At 68.6% G+C, this 15278-nt stretch carries 16 protein-coding genes; 12 read left to right on the forward strand and 4 right to left on the reverse strand.

Annotated elements, in window-relative coordinates; all coding sequences use genetic code 11:
- The first annotated feature begins 6 nt into the window (after positions 1–6).
- Positions 7–504, forward strand: coding sequence for a hypothetical protein (locus GT755_RS01900; RefSeq protein ID WP_161477943.1), 498 nt, complete (start codon positions 7–9; stop codon positions 502–504).
- A 10-nt stretch (positions 505–514) separates the two neighbouring features.
- Complete coding sequence (locus GT755_RS01905) at positions 515–946, forward strand: type II toxin-antitoxin system PemK/MazF family toxin (RefSeq protein WP_161477944.1); 432 nt, start codon at positions 515–517, stop codon at positions 944–946.
- Between the two features lie 380 nt (positions 947–1326).
- Here the strand turns inward: GT755_RS01905 and GT755_RS38370 are convergent, their stop codons facing one another.
- Positions 1327–1764 (reverse strand): integrase core domain-containing protein, encoded by a 438-nt coding sequence (locus GT755_RS38370; RefSeq protein ID WP_202609528.1) that lies wholly within the window; start codon positions 1762–1764, stop codon positions 1327–1329.
- 930 nt (positions 1765–2694) lie between these two features.
- Between GT755_RS38370 and GT755_RS01915 the strand changes: the two genes are divergently transcribed.
- From GT755_RS01915 to GT755_RS01925, 3 genes are all read left to right on the forward strand, one after another.
- Entirely contained in the window at positions 2695–3396 is a 702-nt protein-coding gene (locus GT755_RS01915; protein ID WP_161477945.1) for a hypothetical protein, read from the forward strand.
- 618 nt (positions 3397–4014) lie between these two features.
- Complete coding sequence (locus tag GT755_RS01920; RefSeq protein ID WP_161477946.1) at positions 4015–4326, forward strand: hypothetical protein; 312 nt, start codon at positions 4015–4017, stop codon at positions 4324–4326.
- Between the two features lie 318 nt (positions 4327–4644).
- A complete protein-coding gene (locus GT755_RS01925) occupies positions 4645–4794 on the forward strand; it encodes a hypothetical protein (protein ID WP_161477947.1) in 150 nt (49 codons plus the stop codon).
- A gap of 186 nt (positions 4795–4980) precedes the next feature.
- Here GT755_RS01925 and GT755_RS38375 read toward each other — a convergent pair whose 3' ends face one another.
- Positions 4981–5772 carry a CHAP domain-containing protein gene (locus tag GT755_RS38375; RefSeq protein WP_328794123.1) on the reverse strand — a complete coding sequence of 264 codons (792 nt, stop codon included), beginning with the start codon at positions 5770–5772 and terminating at the stop codon, positions 4981–4983.
- A gap of 156 nt (positions 5773–5928) precedes the next feature.
- Here GT755_RS38375 and GT755_RS01935 point away from each other — a divergent pair, with 156 nt between their 5' ends.
- Positions 5929–6654: a DUF3152 domain-containing protein gene (locus tag GT755_RS01935; protein WP_328794124.1), complete on the forward strand. Its 726-nt coding sequence runs from the start codon at positions 5929–5931 to the stop codon at positions 6652–6654.
- Between the two features lie 140 nt (positions 6655–6794).
- On the forward strand, positions 6795–8030 hold the full coding sequence (locus tag GT755_RS01940) for an SGNH/GDSL hydrolase family protein (protein ID WP_161477948.1): 1236 nt from the start codon (positions 6795–6797) through the stop codon (positions 8028–8030).
- Here the strand turns inward: GT755_RS01940 and GT755_RS01945 are convergent.
- Positions 8027–9052 carry a LacI family DNA-binding transcriptional regulator gene (locus tag GT755_RS01945; RefSeq protein ID WP_161477949.1) on the reverse strand — a complete coding sequence of 342 codons (1026 nt, stop codon included), beginning with the start codon at positions 9050–9052 and terminating at the stop codon, positions 8027–8029. The two genes, GT755_RS01940 and GT755_RS01945, sit on opposite strands and share 4 nt — an antisense overlap.
- 30 nt (positions 9053–9082) lie before the next feature.
- The gene (locus tag GT755_RS01950; RefSeq protein ID WP_161477950.1) at positions 9083–10282 is read right to left on the reverse strand and encodes a helix-turn-helix domain-containing protein; all 1200 of its coding nucleotides are present in this window, start codon (positions 10280–10282) and stop codon (positions 9083–9085) included.
- Positions 10283–10470: 188 nt separating this feature from the next.
- On the opposite strand from GT755_RS01950, the gene GT755_RS01955 reads away from it, so the two are divergent.
- From GT755_RS01955 to GT755_RS01975, 5 genes are read left to right on the forward strand one after another with little or no spacing between them, the layout of a single operon-like run.
- Positions 10471–11241 (forward strand): ABC transporter ATP-binding protein, encoded by a 771-nt coding sequence (locus tag GT755_RS01955; protein WP_161477951.1) that lies wholly within the window; start codon positions 10471–10473, stop codon positions 11239–11241.
- A gap of 1 nt (position 11242) precedes the next feature.
- Complete coding sequence (locus tag GT755_RS01960) at positions 11243–12037, forward strand: ABC transporter ATP-binding protein (protein ID WP_235965775.1); 795 nt, start codon at positions 11243–11245, stop codon at positions 12035–12037.
- Positions 12034–12924: a branched-chain amino acid ABC transporter permease gene (locus tag GT755_RS01965; protein ID WP_161477952.1), complete on the forward strand. Its 891-nt coding sequence runs from the start codon at positions 12034–12036 to the stop codon at positions 12922–12924. Before GT755_RS01960 ends, GT755_RS01965 begins: the two co-directional genes overlap by 4 nt.
- Positions 12917–14017, forward strand: a complete 1101-nt coding sequence (locus GT755_RS01970) for a branched-chain amino acid ABC transporter permease (protein WP_161477953.1) — start codon at positions 12917–12919, stop codon at positions 14015–14017. The genes GT755_RS01965 and GT755_RS01970 overlap by 8 nt, the downstream gene beginning before the upstream one ends.
- Positions 14007–15278: an ABC transporter substrate-binding protein gene (locus GT755_RS01975; protein ID WP_161477954.1), complete on the forward strand. Its 1272-nt coding sequence runs from the start codon at positions 14007–14009 to the stop codon at positions 15276–15278. The genes GT755_RS01970 and GT755_RS01975 overlap by 11 nt, the downstream gene beginning before the upstream one ends.

The raw sequence follows: 15278 nt of genomic DNA on the forward strand, positions 1-15278 counted from the left end.
CAAGGGATGAACCAGGAAAAATCCCGCCACGTCATGTCGACGGCGCCCTACGCGTGCAGTTGCGGGGCCGACCTGCCCGACCAGATGTCGGCCGAACTCCACGCCTCCGAGGCCAATCTGTGTACGGTCTGCCTCGGCACCCTCGAAGAGGAGCCCTTCCCCGGCTGGCGGCGGCGCTGCCTCGCCTGCGCCGGAACCGGCCGCCGCGGCCCGCAGCTCGTGTGGGAACTGGCGCACGCCGAGGCCGAGACCGCCATCCCGGTCCGGGTCGTCCTGGCGCTGCTGCCCGGACGGCCGTTCCGCCTGTCCGAACTCGCCGACCTGGTGCGCGAACGCCTCAACCTGCCGCCGGGCCGGTTGCCGGTCGGCCCCCGGGTCCGGGACATCCTGCTCCAGCTCCAGCAGGAGGGCGAGGTCGCCCTGATCTCGGCCCCCGAGCAGCTCCTGGACGATTCGGGAGCGGTCCTCTATGACGACCCATACTGGGTGAAGACCGTCCGATAGGGTACCTATCGTGCGTGATCATGGAGAGGACCCGCGCCCGTCGCGGGGCGCCGTCCGCGAGGTCCACCGGATCGACCGTGCGGCCCGCATGGAGTACTCGCCCGACCTCGACGGCATGGCCGACCCCGGTGAGGTCGTCTGGACGTGGGTCCCCTACGAGGAGGACCCGTCCCGGGGCAAGGACCGCCCCCTGCTCGTCGTGGGGCGCCACGGCCGCCGCCTGCTCGGCATGATGCTCTCCAGCAAGGGCGACGAGTCCGCCGACTGGCTGCCCCTGGGCGTGTGGGGCGGGGATTCCCGGCCGTCTTACCTGCGCCTGGACCGGGTCTTCGAGATGAACGAGGACGACATCCGGCGGGAGGGCGCGGTGCTCGACCCGATGCGCTTCGCCAGGGTCGCGGCGGTGCTGAAGAAGACATGGAGCTGGGCGGCCGACGGCTGACTTCCACCCGCCTTGGGGACGGACGATCCTTCCCAACCTGACCGGTGGTGCCGGCCACAGCGGCGCGGCCTCAAGACTTTAATCCGTAGGTCAGGTTCGAATCCCTGGCGCCCCACCATTTATGACCCGATTTGACCGGTGGTTTTGCGCCGGTTTCGGGGCCTCGGCGGCGAGGCGAGATCGGCTGTGGTCGCTCGCCGATTGCTCATTGGTACGTCCCCACACCGGGCGAAGATCGCCAAGTTGGCCGACGTCATGTCCGGCCCTGTGGGTTGCGAAAACCGGAAGCCGGCCTCTGACCTGTGATCATCTCTACTTCGTCTATGCGGCCCGCCGGTACTGGTTGATCAGGCCGCCAAGTAGCTCACTGCGTTGCAGGCTTACCTGATCGAGATCAGTGGGTGTAGCCGGTCATGTGGTGGTTGAGGTGGCCGGCGGCCTCGTGAGCGATGAGGACGGTGCTGGTTGTAATGCCGTTGATATCCCTGCAGGACTTGACGGAGATGGCCTTCGTCGTAGATCAGCAGCCGGTCGATGCATTCCCTTCGAACGGTGCCGACCCAACGCTCGGCTATCGCGTTGGCCCGCGGGGCGCGCACCGGCGTCATGATGACGCGGGCACCGAGTGAGGTGAACACCTCGTCGAAGACCGCAGTGAACATGGCGTCGCGGTCGCGAATGAGGAATTTGATGCCTTCGGCTCGATCCGTCAGCTTCATGACCAGGTTGCGGGCCTGCTGAGCAACCCAGGCTCCAGTCGGAGGCGCCGTGACGCCCACGACGTGAACCGCGCGGGTGGCGTGCTCGATGAAGAACAACGTAGAGCCGCTTGAGAAAGACGGTGTCGACGTAGAACAGATCGCACGCCCAAATACCCTCGGCCCGCGCCTTAAGGAACTGACTCCAACTCGGGCCGATACGACGTGACGCCTGATGGAGCCCCGGCTCTTGTGTACGGTGCTGGGCGGTACCGACGCCGGCCAACTCTCCGCTGATGCGTTGATAGCCCCACGTGGAATTCTCCCCGCCAGGTCGCAACACTGCCTCCCGGATGTCCGCACGGGTGGAGGGACGACCTGGGCCTTTGGACGGGTAGGTCCATCGGCGCGTCACCAGTGCACGGTGCCAGCGCAGCAACGTCGCGGGGGTGACGAAGAAGACGTCCCCACGACGAGCGGGGAAGCAGGCGCGAGCACGACCCGATCCCCAGGTTGAAGATCGGGACGGTTCGCCTGACGGCGCAACACGACGATCTGATGACGAAGCACCACAATCTCGGCCGTCTTGGCCCGATCACCGCAACCCAGCAAGACCAAAAGCTGAAATACACGCCCGAGGACGAGGTAGAGGAAGGATCACAACACCGTCAGGAGGAAGCCCGAGACCTCATCATGCTCAAGCCACGAACCCCCAAGTCAACCCTGGCAGCTGAGTTTCCGCATCCCCACAGGCACCTTCCGCCAGCGCGCCGAACTGACCAAGCCCCAGCGCGACATCCTGGCCAAACTCGACATCCCGACCCCGAAAGAAGATCGTCGAGGCTACACCCGCCGCAGACGCCGGACCAGGCACAACACCTACGCCTAGTGACACGCCGCATCAGCGCGCCCCGACAACCTTCCGCAGCTCACAGCCCAGATTCATGTGCTTTTCCACTACACATCTGCGGAACGCAGGTCCCCCGGCCATGCTGGCAGTTCGCCGGATTTGCCCTACTCACGCCGAGTTGATCAGGTACGTATTGGAGCGTGTCCTCTCCCTTACCTCGGCGCAAAATCACCTTCCCGGTAGCCTCCAGCCGTAAAGAAGACCCAGCCGCCCGCGTTGTCTCCTGGTGGGCCATGGTCGGCACGATGATGGCAGGAATTTCCGCCATGGCGGCCCTTGCTGTTTCACTGTTGGCTCTCGACCTCCAACTTCGACAGCAGAGCGAGCAGCAGGGAATGCGTAAAGCTCGCTTCGCGTCGAAGGTTACCTGGTGGGGCGAGAAATCAAAAGACGGAGTTCGCGTCATCGCAGTTCAAAACAGCAGCTCCGAACCCATGCGAGCCACCATCGTTCTGCATGCTGTCAAATTCACCGAAAACTCATCAAATCCTACGTCATCTACCAGCACAATAACTCAGTCCGAAAAATCCAGGGACGTAAAAATCGATCTCGGCACGCTCTCCCCCTGCGCCATAAGTCGCTATAACATTGGAGCGTTCATGTCACGCCGCGTCGGAGAAGATGGCAACTTCAGGTTTACAGGTTACGGACCATCCACCTTGACGATCATCGACCCTTCCGGAACGGCATGGGCACGCAAATCCTCAGGCGAGCTCGCACTGGCGGATACATCTTCAGATAAACCGATTATTGATTTACGCGACGAACTCGACGATCCACGAATTGTGGACTCAAGCGATACTGCAGCCAGAGAACCATCTCTGGCTTGTTCAAGCGATTGATGGGGGATTCGCCGCGACGCCAACCGGACCAAGATCACCGAATGGGCCGACTTCTCCGGTGTAGGCAGTGATGGTTCTGCCCAATGGGCGACTTCGTGTACGTCATCGAAGCCCTTACAACCGAAGACGGAATTCGACTTGAGTGTTGTTCGCATCTACGGCCCGTTCTGGCTGGTTCATCACACTCCAGCCCGCCGGGCGCCCGGTAAGATCGTCACCATCCCCACGCGTAACGCGTGGAGCCTTGGATCCGCACAGGTAAGTCCTTACACTCCTCCAGAGAGGCACGCCAACCGCGCGTATACAAACGTCTACGGAGCTCGGGTCCAGGCCCGGATCCACTTTTGGATGACAGCAGAGTTGTTGTCTCATATACCGTTAGCACAAGAGCACGAACTTGAGCTGCTGGACACGCGGCTTCTATAGTCCAGACAACCAGCATCCGCGTTTCTTCGACATTCCCGTCACTAAGTTCTTCAGCGCGATGGCCCCATGAACTCTGAAACTGTCTACGCTGGCACTGGGTTGGCGCGCGAGAGTAGAAGTGCTGCCTCGTCGCGCCTACCTAGAGTGCAACCATGTCGACAGGATCCGATCAAAGAATGGAGGTGCTGAGTAATGAGTGAATTAGTCCTTAGGACGGTTGCAGCGATCACGGCGGGCGCGATCGCCTTGAGCGCCTGCCAGCCCCGGCGAGACGAAGAGTTCCAGATCGTCAACAGGACACAGGAGACGATCGCGGTGAGATGGAAATCAAACGACACACCACTCGCTACGCTCACTCCTGGAAGCAGTACGTCCATGGGCGCCCCTGATGGCTGGTGCGATGGAAAATCGGATACGGCGCTGATCGCCACCAGCGAGAAGGGAAATACATACTTCTACGGCCCGAAGATCTGTGGAGGGGAAGACTGGTTTATAGAAGGGTGATGTTCCTTCGATGGAATCGTTTTACTTGACACGTCTGCCGTGCACCCCATCTAGTCCCATATATCTCTCACACCTGTCCGAGAACAATTGCACCACCATCATTGCGTTCTTCGGGTCCGGGCATGCCGAGGACGCCCCGAAGGCACGGGTTCACCCTCGCCATCGGCAAGCAGGAGCAGGGAAGGTCGAGGCCCCCCGGGCGGCCTACCAGCTCGTCATCGAGTCCGGGCACCCCGATCACGCTCCGGCCGCGGCCCTGAACCTCGGCTGCCTGCTCGCGGGTCAAGGGGATCGGAGGGCGCGCGGGCGGCCTTCCAGATGGCCGCCGACGAGTCGCCGTGGGCGGAGTTCAACCTGGCCCTCGTGCTCGCGAAGATGGACGACTTGAGGGAGATCGCGGCATACCGGCGGGTGATCGACTCCGGGCATGCCGAGGACGGGCCGAAGGCGGCCTACAACCTGGGGTAGGTGCTCCGCGAGCAGGGCGATCACGACGGTTCGCGGGCGGCCTACCAGATTTCCATCGACTCCGGGCATCCACAGGCGGATGACGCCAGAGAGGCGATGGGCAATCTGCCCCGGTTGTGAGCGGACCAGCGCGGCGTGGGGTGCTCACTCGACACGGCAGTCTCCTGAGGAAGGGCAGCCCCACGGCTACTCGTACGGCCGGGAGCGCCGACGCGGCACCGTCTCCCCCGGCGCCGACGACGATCTGATCGCCACGGCGGCCAGCGGCCGCTCCTCCGGTTCCACCGGAGGCTCCGGCGGGGGCGTCGATCTGCGGTGCTTGCCCACCGAGAAGGCGAGCTTGCGCACGTGGAACCCGCCGAAGATGAGGCTCACCCCCACCGCCACCACCAGCACCCCCGTCGCCATCGCCGCGACCGGGTCCACTCCGGTCGCGTGGCTCGTGGTCGCGCTGACCGCGTCGGGCCGTAACGCCAGTGTCACGTCGGCCGGTTCGACGGTCAGGTCGGGCTTGACCATCCGGGGGATGCCGTAGCCGACGACCTTGCTCTCGTCGCGGACCTTTCGCTTCAGCCAGACCTTGTCGACGTTCGCCTCGATCGTGTGGATCTTGTCGCCGTCGACCCTCTCGACGATGCCCACGTGGTCGATGCCCTTGATGTCGTCGCCACCCGCCCAGTCGAAGAAGACCAGGGCTCCCGGCTCGGGTTCGTCCGTCCACGCCTGGCGCTGTTCGAACCAGCGCGCGTGGGAGGGCGTCCAGGCGAAGGCGCCGACGTAGTCGGTGACTCCGGCCTTGTCCGCGGCCCAGGCGATGAACATGTCACACCACGCGGCGTTGCGGTACTGGGGATCCTTGACGGTCTGGGCGTACCACGCGCCGTATTTGGTGTGCTGTCCGGGCTTCTCCCGGTATCCGAGCTCTCGGGTGACGACGGCTAAAAGGTCGTTGGTGATCGTCTCTGGGGAACGTTCCACCCGCTCTGTCCTCCATGCCTCCCGATACCTGGACTGTAATTCGGAAATCGGAAGTACGCCCCCGATTCACCAGAAAGGGCGAGCAATACCCCCCAACCGTAACTGTGCGGATGATCTCCTCCCGTATGATCACGTTCAGTTCGTTTTGGGAGGGTCGTGAACCACCGTGTCCTGTTCGCGGCGGCCGGGATCGCCGTGGTGGGCGCGGTGACCTGGGGTTTCGCGCTGCCGTCCGAGGAGGTCCCGGAACCGGTGGCCCAGGTCGGGACCGTGCCACCGCCGGCCTCCCCCCGGGCGACGCTGCCGTACATCCCGCCGCCCGCCCCGACGCCGCCGCCGAGCACGCCGAAGAAGGTCAAGGTGCCGGAGAAGGGCTCGGGGAAGTACCGCGTCGCCGCGGGCGAGGCCGAACCCCGCGCGGGCAGGGCGCAGGTGATCAGGTACATGGTCGAGGTCGAAAAAGGGCTCCCCTTCGACGTGGACGAGTTCGCGACGGCCGTGCACGAGATCCTGAACGACCCCCGGGGCTGGGGGCGGTTCGAGCGGGTCTCCAACGGCTCGGCCCGGCTCCGGGTCACGCTCGCCACTCCCGGTACGACCAACCGCGAGTGCCTCCCGCTGCGCACGTTCGGCCAGCTCTCCTGCTGGAACGGCCGCCGGGCGGTGATCAACGCGCGCCGCTGGGCCTACGGCGCCGACACGTACAAGGACCTGGAGCTCTACCGGAAGTACGTCATCAGCCACGAGGTCGGCCACGGCCTCGGGCACGGCCACCGCGACTGCCCCGGCCGGGGGCGCGCGGCCCCGGTGATGGTCCAGCAGACGATCTCCCTGCGCGGCTGCAAGCCCAACCCGTGGCCGAACCCCGGGCGCGAGCCCTGATGAACGTTTCGCGGGCGACCTCGGACACTGACAGCGGAGCTTGACGGCCCGTCCACAACCCCCTGACACTGAGCCCCCCGCGGGCCGATCAAGAACGCTCCCGGCGGTCTGCGCCCAACGGACGAGCGGGAGGATCTGCGATGAAGCGTGTCCGGTTACTGGTGGTGACGGTGCTCACCGTCGCCCTGCTGGGGGTCACGCCGGCCCTCGGCCAGGGCAGGCCCGACTGGGTGCACAGCTGGACGTCGATGCCGCAGCTCACCGAGCCGCACAACCTGCCCCCGGCGCCCTTCACCCAGGACAATCTGGTGATGGACGACACGACCCTGCGGCAGACGGTCCGGGTCACCACCGGCGGCCGGCAGGTGCGGCTGCGGTTCTCCAACGCCTTCGGCGGGGTCGCGCTGCCCATCACCAAAGCCGCGGTCGCCCTTCCGGCGGACGGCCGGGCGGGTGTGGCGGCGATCCGGCCGGGGTCCTCGCGGCCGGTCACCTTCCAGGGGCGCGCGTCGGTGAGCGTGCCGGTCGGCGCGCAGGCGGTCACCGACCCGCTGAACTTCCCGGTCGCCCCCGGGACCAACCTCACGGTCACGCTCTACCTGGCCGAGGGCCAGGCGAGCAACCTCGTGACCTCCCATCCCGGCTCCCGCACGACCTCGCACCTGCTCGCCGGCGACCACGTCGCCGACGCCGACCTGCCGGGGGCCACCCCGACCGACCACTGGTACTTCCTCAGCGGCGTCGAGACCGTCTCCGACGCCAGGGCCCTCGTCATCGTCGGCGACTCGCTGACCGACGGCCGCGGCTCCACGACGAACGGCAACGACCGCTGGCCCGACGTGCTGGCCGACCGGCTGCGCGGCACCCCCGTGCTGAACCAGGCGGCGGGCGGCAACCGGGTGCTCAACGACGGCCTCGGCCCGAACCTGCTGGCCCGCCTGGACCGCGACGTGCTGGCCGTCAGCGGCGCGGCGTGGCTGCTGGTCTTCGAGGGCGTGAACGACATCGGCACCGCCGAGGCGGCTGAGGCCGCCCAGAACCAGGTCGGCGCCGACCTGATCGCCGCCTACGAGCAGATCGCCGTCCGGGCCCGCGCCCAGGACCTGCGGGTGTACGGCGCCACGATCACCCCGTTCGGCGGCAACACCGGCTATGACGACCCCGCCGGCCTGCGCGAGGCCACCCGGCAGCGGGTGAACCACTGGATCCGCACGAGCGGCGTGTTCGACGCCGTGCTCGACTTCGACCGGGTGACCCGCGACCCGGCCGACCCGCGCCGCATGCTGCCCGCCTACGACACGGGCGACCACCTGCACTTCAACCCGGCGGGTTACCGCGCCATCGCCGACGCGGTCCCGGCCCGGCTGTTCCGCTAGGCCGACTCGCGGACGACCAGTTCCGGTTCGAAGATGACCGACTTCGGGCGCCGGGACGGGTCTTCGATCTGGGCCAGCAGGAGCCGGGACATCTCCGCCGACATGTCCTCGACCGGGTGCCTTATGGTCGTCAGCGGCGGGCGGCAGGCCAGGGCGGCCGTGCTGTCGTCGAAGCCGACGACCTTGAGGTCGGCGGGGATGCGCAGGCCGCGGGCGGCGGCGACCTCCAGGGCGCCCTGGGCCATCAGGTCGTTGGCGACGAACAGGCCGTCGATGTGGGGGTGCTCGTCCAGCAGCCGGGTCATCGCCGCCGCACCGCTCTCCTTGGTGAAGTTGCCCGCGACGCTGGGCACGTAGGCGTGGCCGTGACGGGCCATCGCCTCGCGGAAGCCCGACAGGCGTTCCATCGAGGCGAGCACGTCGAGGGGGCCCGAGATGGTGGCGACCCGTTCGCACCCGCGCGCGACCAGGTGGTCGGCGGCCATGCGCGCGCCGGCGCCGTGGGCGAGGTCGACGTACGAGATGGGGATGGGCTGGTCGGGGCGGGCGAACAGGACGACGGGGGTGCCCGACTCGGCCAGCATCGCCGGGAGGGGGTCGTCGGCGTGGGTGGTGACCAGGATCGCGCCGTCGACGTGGCCCTGCCGGACGTAGTCGACGACCTGGGCCCGCGCGTCGGCGGCCTCGGCCAGCATCAGCACGAGGTGCACGCCGAGCGGGCGCAGGTGGCCGCTGATGCCCTCGACGACGCGGCCGAAGAAGGGGTCGGTGAAGACGCGGGCGAAGAACTGGCCCGCCCCGGAGACGATCAACGCGATCGAGCCCGTCTTGCCGGTGACGAGCTGGCGGGCGGCCCGGTTCGGCACGTAGCCGACCTCGGCGATGGCCCGGCGGACCACCTCCTGGATCGACGGGTCGACGTTGCGGATGCCGTTGATCACGCGGGAGACCGTCGCGCGGGAGACCCCGGCGGCCCGTGCCACGTCTTCCAGCGTGGGCGAAGCCACCCGATCTTCCCTCATATCCGCCACTTTAGCGGAGAGCGCTCTCCATCAGAGGGGTAAGAGGCGCACGGCGTCCAAGGCGAGGGTGAGGTCCACGATGTCGCGCGGGCGCGACAGGGAGCGGCCGGTGAGCTGCTCGATGCGGCGGATCCGGTTGATGATCGTGTTGCGGTGGCAGTAGAGCCGCCCGGCCGCGCGGGCGGCCGAGCCCTCGCAGAGCAACCAGGTCTCCAGCGTCGTCAGCAGCACGTCGCGGTCGGCGCCCTCCAGCGCCAGCAGCGGTCCCAGCACTCCCCCGACCAGGTGGCCCGACAACTCGGGCTGGCAGATGACCAGCACGGTGGCGAGCCGCTGGTCGAGGCGGGCGATCTCGGGGCCGGCGTCGGCGCAGGTGCGCATCGCCAGTTCGGCCAGGCGGTGGGCGTCGCCGAGCTCGACCAGGCTCTCCACCACCGGGCTCACCCCGGCCACGCCGCTGACGACCAGGCGCAGCGCCTGGGTCAGGTCGTCGAGCGAGGCGTCGCCCAGGGCGACCACGCCGACCTCGTGGCCGGTCCGCATGCGCCACATGAAGCGCATCTGGCCGATCTTCTCGGGCAGCCGCGTGCCCTCGTGGTCGTGGCGGATCGGGAAGCGCACCGTCACCACCGCGAAGCGGGCCCGTTCGGGCAGGTCGAGCGCGGCCGAGGCGCCGCGCACCACGCCCGCGTCGGCGGTGCCGTCGAGGAGGGCGTCGAGCAACGCGTTCACGCGTTCGTGGTTGCGGCCGAGCAGCTCCTGCTCCCTTCTCCGGTAGGTGTTGCCGGCGACCAGCGCCTGCCGGTCGATGGCGTGCCAGACGTGACCGGCCACCCGGACCAGCACGCCGATGCGTTCGGGCTGCTCCCGCTCGACGTACTCGACGATGGCCGACCACATCACCTGGGCGGCCAGCCGGTACATGCGCATCAGGGAGTCGACCGGGAGGCCCTGTTCGGCCCGGCGGCGGGCCATCGACTCGGTGAACGGCAGGTCGCGGCGCTCGTGCCGGTCCTGCAGGATCGTGGTGATGCCGATCCGCAGGCCCTCGCGGGTGCTCTGCCAGTGGTCGTCGGCCGGTACGAACGTGCAGTAGGCCTCGTCGCCGCCGCGGACCCGGGTCACCAGTTCGTCGGTCAGCTCGGGGAGCCGGGCCAGGAGGGCCCCGGCCGCGCCGCGCAGCAGCTCACGGACCTCCGCGTCGTGGTTGGACTGCGTAAGGGAGCGCATCTCCCCAACCTGCCACCCACCTCGTTCCGGAACAAGGTTCGGTTTCGTTTCGTGACACGCCGTTGTGCGGGTGCACAACCGGGTCCCGTCATGAGTGGGCAGGGGTCGCGACTTCACCGGACGCTCTGGACGGCCGTGCGAGCGCGGGGTTTGGTGTGCACCACCGACGCTCTTGGAGGAATCACGTAATGGCCGATCTCGCTGTCAGCGATCTGGTGGTGGGCTACGGGCCGGTGCGGGCGCTGCGCGGGGTGTCCATGCGGGTGCCGTCCGGGTCGATCGTCGCCGTGCTGGGCGCGAACGGCGCGGGCAAGTCGACCCTGCTGCGGGCGATCTCCGGCACGCTCCGCTTCCACCGGGGCGCCTGCCAGGGCGCCGTGACGCTGGGCGACCAGCGGCTGACCGGGCTCGACGCCGCCTCGGTGGTGGCACGCGGGGTCGTGCAGGTGCCCGAAGGGCGGCGGGTGTTCGCCCGGATGACCGTCGAGGAGAACCTGCGGGCGGGCGGCCTGGGCCGGTCGCGTCGCGAGAACGCCAAGGCGCACGACCAGGTGGTCGAGCTCTTCCCCGTGCTGAGGGATCGCGCCCGCCAGCGGGCCGGGCTGCTGTCCGGCGGCGAGCAGCAGATGCTCGCGATCGGGCGGGCGCTGATGGCCGGGCCGACGACGCTGCTGCTCGACGAACCCACCCTGGGACTGGCCCCGCTGATGGCCGCCCGCATCGCCGAGACGATCAAGGAGATCAACAGTTTGGGCACCTCGGTCCTGCTCGTGGAGCAGAACGTGGCGATGGCCCTGTCGCTGGCGTCGCACGCCTACGTCCTGGAGGTCGGCGAGGTCGCCCTGGAGGGCACCGCCGCCGAGCTGCGGGACAGCGACGAGGTGCGCCGCCGCTACCTCGGCGTCGCCGACGCCGTGGAGGGCACCCTTGAGACACGCACCCTCTCGAGGTGGTCGTAGCATGACGACGGCATACCAACCGGACGGTATGGAACCGCTCGAAGTCCGCGACGTGACCGTCCGGTTCGCCGGGCTCACCGCCCTCGACGGCGTCAGCTTCACCGTGGCTCCCGGGACCGTGCACGCCGTCATCGGGCCCAACGGGGCCGGCAAGTCGACGTGCTTCAACGTGTTGTCGGGGGTCTACAAGGCGACCTCCGGCTCGGTCAGGTTCGGCGGCGCCGAGCTCACCACGCTCCGGCCGCACCGGATCGCGGCTTTGGGCGTGGCCCGCACGTTCCAGAACATCGCGTTGTCGCCCCGGCTGCCGGTGCACGACAACCTGATGCTGGGCCGGCACCGGCTGACGTCCTCGGGGTTCGTCTCGGCGGGGCTGCGGCTGCCGCGCGCCCGGCGCGAACAGCGACGGCACGTCGCGCGGGTGGCGGAGATCGCCGAGTTCGTCGGGCTGACCGGCAAGCTGGCGTTCCCGGTGGGGCTGCTGCCCTACGGCGTGCAGAAGCGGGTGGAACTGGCCCGCGCCCTGTGCATGGAACCCCGGCTGCTGCTCCTGGACGAGCCGGTGGCCGGGATGAACAGCGGTGAGCGCCAGGAGATGGCCGAGCTCATCCTGTCGGTGCGCGACAGCCTCGGCATCTCGATCGTCCTGGTCGAGCACGACATGGGCATGGTCATGCGGCTGGCCGACCGGGTGACCGTCCTGGACTTTGGCAGGCGCATCGCCGACGGGACCCCCGCCGAGGTGCAGGCCGACCCCGCCGTCATCGGCGCCTACCTCGGGACGGAGGGCACGTGACCACGTTCGTGGAGCTGCTGGTCAACGGCATCTCGATCGGAGCCGTGTACGCGCTCATCGCGCTCGGCTTCGTCATCATCTTCAAGGCGACCGAGGTGGTGAACTTCGCGCACGCCTCGCTGCTGCTGGCGGGCGGCTACCTGGTGGCGCGGTTGTGGCCCCTGGTCGGCTTCTGGGCGGCGCTGCTGATCGGTGTCGCGGCGGCGGCGCTGGTCGCCGCGGCCATCGAGTTCCTGGTCATCCGCCGGGCCAACGTGGCCTCCCACAGCGTGCTGGCGATCGTCACGATCGGCGTCGACATCGTCATCACGACCGAGCTGACCCGGCAGATCGGCACCGACGTGCTGGCCATGGGCGACCCGTGGGGCAGCGAGGTGGTGCGGTTCGGCGGGGTGACGCTGGCGGAGACCCGGATCGTGGCGCTCGTGACGGCGGCGGCGCTGATCACCGTGTTCCTGCTGGCGTTCAAGTACACCGGCTGGGGCGTCGCGATGCGGGCCGCCGCCGAGGACGCCGAGACGGCCGCGCTGATGGGGGTGCGGCTCGGCCGGGTGTCGATGAGCGCGTGGGCCGTGGCGGGCGGCCTGGCGGCGGTGGCCGCGCTGTTCCTGTGCGTCTTCCCCACCCCCGGGCTCGACCGCAGCACCTCGCTGGTGGCGCTGAAGGCGTTCCCGGCCGCGATCCTCGGCGGGCTCGACTCGACCACCGGAGCGCTGGTCGGCGGCCTGGTCATCGGCGTGACCGAGTCGATGATGAGCGGCTACCAGAACGACATGGCCTTCCTCGGCCGCGGCATCGGCGACGTGGCGCCGTTCCTGGTGATGCTCGTGATCCTGCTCATCCGGCCCGCCGGGCTGTTCGGGACGAAGGAGCTGGCCCGTGTATAGGTACCTCGCCTGGACCGGCGTCGCGGCGGTGCTCTGCCTGGTGCCGTTCTACCTCGACGGCTTCTGGCTGCAGACCGGGCTGTTCGCGATGTCGGCCGCGATCGGGGCGATCGGCATCAACCTGCTCACCGGGGCGACGGGCCAGCTCTCGATGGGCCACGCGTTCTTCCTCGCGGTCGGGGCCTACGCGTACGTGTTCTTCTCCGCCGAGCCGACCGCGCGGCTGGGCGGGCTGGGCCTGCCGACGGGGCTCGCGGCGGTGCTGGCGGTCGTCGTGGCGGGGGTCGCGGGCGGGTTGTTCAGCCCCATCGCGGGCCGGCTCAAGGGCGCCTACCTGGGCATCGCCACGTTCGCGCTGATCTTCGGGGGCCAGCACGTGCTGTTCAACGCCGAGCACCTGACCGGCGGCTTCAACGGCCGGGCGGTGCCGGAGCTCAACCTGTTCGGCTTCTCCTTCGGCGACACCCCGGAGCTGATCGTGCTCCAGGTGCCGTTCGGGACGCTGGAGCGCCTGTGGTTCCTCGGGCTGGCCCTGGTGGCGCTGTCGATGGTCTTCGCCCAGGGCGTGCTGAAAGGGCGGCCCGGCCGGGCCATGAACACCATCCGCGACCACGAGATCGCGGCGGGCGTGATGGGGGTGCCGGTCGCGCGGTACAGGGCCGGGGTCTTCGTGCTCTCCAGCATGTACGGCGGCCTCGCCGGCGTCCTGCTGGCACTGGTCTTCCAGCGGACGGTGCCCGAGTACTTCGGCGTGCTGCTGTCGCTCGACTACCTGGCCATGATCGTCATCGGCGGCCTGGGCTCGGTCGGCGGCGCGGTCGTGGGCGCCCTGTTCGTGTCCCTGCTGCCGCAACTGCTCACCAAGTACAGCGACTCGATCCCGCTGGTGGCCGCTCCGGGGACGCCGGGGGGCGTCTCCCCCGCCGAGGCGGCCCGCATCCTCTACGGCGCGGCCGTCGTGACGGTCGTGCTCTTCCTGCCGGGCGGCCTGCTCGGGCTGATCCGGAAGATCCGCCTGAGACCGCCGCGCCTGCGGCTGCCCCTCTCCTCCCCCTCCCCCTCACCAGAAACCAGGAGTCCGCATGTCCCTTAACCGGAAGGCCGCGATCGTCATCGCGGCCCTGGCGCTCGCCGCGTCGGCCTGCGCCAGCGACAAGGCCACCGGCGGGGCGGCCCCGGCCACCGCGACCGGCGGCGACGGGGTGAAGACCGGTCCCGGCGTGACCGAGACGACCATCACGCTGTCTCTGCTCACCGACCTGACCGGGCCCTACGCCTCGCTCGGCAAGAGCGTCACGCAGGCCCAGCAGATGTACTTCGAGCAGCTCAACGCCGCCGGGGGCGTCTGCGGCCGGACCATCGAGACGGTGGTCCGCGACCACGGCTACGACGTCCAGAAGGCGATGGCGGCCTACGCGGAGGTCGCGCCGCGCACCGCCGCGATCCCGCAGTTCATCGGGTCGCCGATGGTGACGGCGCTGAAGGAGAAGATCACCGCCGACAAGATCCTCACGCTCCCGAACGCCTGGGCGACCAGCCTGCTCGGCAGCGACGCGATCCAGGTCACGGGCACGACCTACGACGTCGACATGATCAACGCCGTCGACTTCCTGACGAAGGAGAAGGGCATCAAGTCCGGCGACAAGATCGGGCACCTGTACTTCGAGGGCGACTACGGCGAGAGCGCGCTCAACGGCTCGAAGTTCGCCTCGCAGAAGGTCGGCCTCGAACTGGTCGAGCAGAAGATCAAGGCCACCGACCAGGACATGACCGCGCAGGCCACCGCCTTCAAGAAGGCCGGCGTGAACGCGATCCTGGTCTCGGTCGGCCCCCGCCAGGCCGCCTCGCTGGTCGGCGTGGCGCTCGCCTCCGGCCTCGACGTGCCGTTCGTGGGCAGCAACTCCGCCTACAGCCCGCTGCTCCTGGACACGCCCGCCGCGCCCGCCCTGCTGAAGGACTACTACGTGGCCACGGCGGGGGCGCCGATCTCGGCGCCGCTGCCCGTCTACCAGAAGCTCATCAAGGACTACGAGGCCAAGTTCCCCGGCGAGCCCCTCGACAGCGGCGTGGCCTCCGGCTACACGCAGGCCGTCATCATCGGCGACGCCCTGAAGGCCGCCTGCGCGGCCAAGGACCTGAGCCGTGAGGGCATCATCACGGCCCACCGGTCGCAGAACGCCTGGGAGGGCGGCTTCGGCGGCACCCCGATGGACTTCTCCGTGTACGACAAGCCGGCGTCGCTCTCGACGTACATCGTCAAGCCCGACAAGGAGGCGATCGGCGGAGCGGTGATCTTCAAGGAGCACACGATCTCCGACCTGGCCAAGGAGTACCAGGTCCCGCCGCCCGCGTAG

This window comes from Herbidospora solisilvae, from assembly GCF_009901565.1.
Lineage (GTDB): Bacteria > Actinomycetota > Actinomycetes > Streptosporangiales > Streptosporangiaceae > Herbidospora > Herbidospora solisilvae.

Bases quoted from the DNA above. Each gene is read 5' to 3' on its own strand.
- GT755_RS01900 (WP_161477943.1), top strand. From the start codon at position 7: ATGAACCAGGAAAAATCCCGCCACGTCATGTCGACGGCGCCCTACGCG.
- GT755_RS01920 (WP_161477946.1), top strand. From the start codon at position 4,015: ATGAGTGAATTAGTCCTTAGGACGGTTGCAGCGATCACGGCGGGCGCG.
- GT755_RS01925 (WP_161477947.1), top strand. From the start codon at position 4,645: ATGGCCGCCGACGAGTCGCCGTGGGCGGAGTTCAACCTGGCCCTCGTG.
- GT755_RS01940 (WP_161477948.1), top strand. From the start codon at position 6,795: ATGAAGCGTGTCCGGTTACTGGTGGTGACGGTGCTCACCGTCGCCCTG.
- GT755_RS01945 (WP_161477949.1), bottom strand. From the start codon at position 9,052: ATGAGGGAAGATCGGGTGGCTTCGCCCACGCTGGAAGACGTGGCACGG.
- GT755_RS01950 (WP_161477950.1), bottom strand. From the start codon at position 10,282: ATGCGCTCCCTTACGCAGTCCAACCACGACGCGGAGGTCCGTGAGCTG.
- GT755_RS01955 (WP_161477951.1), top strand. From the start codon at position 10,471: ATGGCCGATCTCGCTGTCAGCGATCTGGTGGTGGGCTACGGGCCGGTG.
- GT755_RS01960 (WP_235965775.1), top strand. From the start codon at position 11,243: ATGACGACGGCATACCAACCGGACGGTATGGAACCGCTCGAAGTCCGC.
- GT755_RS01975 (WP_161477954.1), top strand. From the start codon at position 14,007: ATGTCCCTTAACCGGAAGGCCGCGATCGTCATCGCGGCCCTGGCGCTC.